Annotated in this window: 2 protein-coding genes and 1 pseudogene; 2 read left to right on the forward strand and 1 reads right to left on the reverse strand. The window is 66.5% G+C overall.

Going from position 1 to position 1,485, the window contains the following annotated elements; all coding sequences use genetic code 11:
• Together ACFQ8C_RS36975 and ACFQ8C_RS36980 are read left to right on the forward strand one after the other, a co-directional pair.
• Nucleotides 1–237, forward strand: a pseudogene (locus ACFQ8C_RS36975) (tetratricopeptide repeat protein); the annotation flags it as partial.
• 181 nt (nucleotides 238–418) lie between these two features.
• Nucleotides 419–844, forward strand: coding sequence for a hypothetical protein (locus tag ACFQ8C_RS36980; protein WP_383466345.1), 426 nt, complete (start codon nucleotides 419–421; stop codon nucleotides 842–844).
• Here ACFQ8C_RS36980 and ACFQ8C_RS36985 read toward each other — a convergent pair.
• Entirely contained in the window at nucleotides 775–1,356 is a 582-nt protein-coding gene (locus tag ACFQ8C_RS36985; RefSeq protein WP_383466343.1) for a hypothetical protein, read from the reverse strand. The genes ACFQ8C_RS36980 and ACFQ8C_RS36985 overlap by 70 nt on opposite strands.
• Nucleotides 1,357–1,485 lie beyond the last annotated feature (129 nt).

The raw sequence follows: 1,485 nt of genomic DNA on the forward strand, positions 1-1,485 counted from the left end.
CTCACCGACCAACTCCGCGTCTTCGGACCCGACCACCCCCGCACCCTGGCGACCCGGTACCAGTGGGCAGTCTTCATCGGGAAGGCCGGCAACCTGACAGGCGCAGTGACCGCTTTGCGGAAGCTCGCCGAGGACGAGGCCCGTGTCTACGGCAGCCGGGATCATGCCGAGGTCCGCGGCACGCTCGAGGAGCTGGAGCGGTGGCAGGCTGCCCTCGACGCCGAGGCTGAGGCGTAAGGCTCGGCGGGGATAGCGGCAGAGGCGGGCGATCGGCGGGTCCGGCTCTGGCCGCCTCACAGGTTGCTGGCAGGGAACGCGGCGCAGCGCGGTACTCCTGCAAGTGCAGGAAGGCGGGGCAGAGGATGCGTGGGGGTGGGTTGTGGGCAGGCAGGATCGGGCGGATGCGGTGGACCGGGAGATGGCTGCGTGTCTGCTGCCCGATGTGGTCCTGGAGGCGCTGGGTCGCTGGTGGGATGGGAACGCTGTGCGGCTGGCCGATGGGACGCCGGGCGTACACGCGGTGCGGTACAGGCCCAGCCGTTGGGCGCGGATCGCTCCTTGGCCCTCGGGGCTGGCTTCGGTGACCGAGGTCGGTGACGCGGATGTCAGCCGGGCGCAGGTGGCGTTGATCGTCGCGGACGCGCTGCGGCGTGAGGCGTACGGGGAGGCGTTGGTCGCGAGTTATGTGTGGGGGAAGGGGTTCTGGCTCACTTTCCGTGACGGGTGCACGGTGGGTGATGTTCGCTGGGAGACCAGTGGGACCGAAGGTGGGTCTCAGGTGCAGACGATGGGGCAGCCGCGCCGGATCGAGTGCTGTGCAGCGCGCAGGAACAGTGCGACGTAGAAGGCTGTATCCAGGTCCTTGGTCCACGATCCTGTTCGACCAGCGGCCAGTTCCTTTGCTTGGTGCCTGAACCACGTGCTCAGGTCGAGGTTGTCGCACGTCGCCGGGGTTTCGGCTGGTAGATCGATGGCTGCCGCCAGCTTCTCGGCGAGCGATAGTACCTGAGGAGCGCCGGCCACCATGGAGTCGTGGTCGTCGGACTCGATGGGCAACCAGATCTCCTCATCTAGGGAGAAGGGCACGAGCACGGTCCAGCCGCAGAGGATCTCCGATTCCTCTCGTGACAGATGCGTCTGACACAAGGCGAGGAACCCGGTCATATCGGGGGTCAGCTTTTCCTCGAAAGCTTGCCCTGAGCCAGGGGCGAAGTCCGTCTCTGCGGGGACGTCCTCGTAGGGCGGCATGCCCCGCCGCCTGAGTTCAGCATCGAGCCCCGAAGCAACTTCACCCCATCCGTCTTCCTCGTCACCGAACCATTCCTCCGCGCCGACGCTCACCAGATAAACACCCATGCCGGGAAGCTATCGCGCGCTTCTGACATCGATCAGTGGACCTTTTTCATCCAGTGCCGGGAGGGTGAAATGGCCTGGTGGACGGGGGTGTGACAGAGCAGGGCCCCTGGTCGTTGGCGTGGTGATCTC

This window comes from Streptomyces sp. NPDC056503, from assembly GCF_042794995.1.
Lineage (GTDB): Bacteria > Actinomycetota > Actinomycetes > Streptomycetales > Streptomycetaceae > Streptomyces.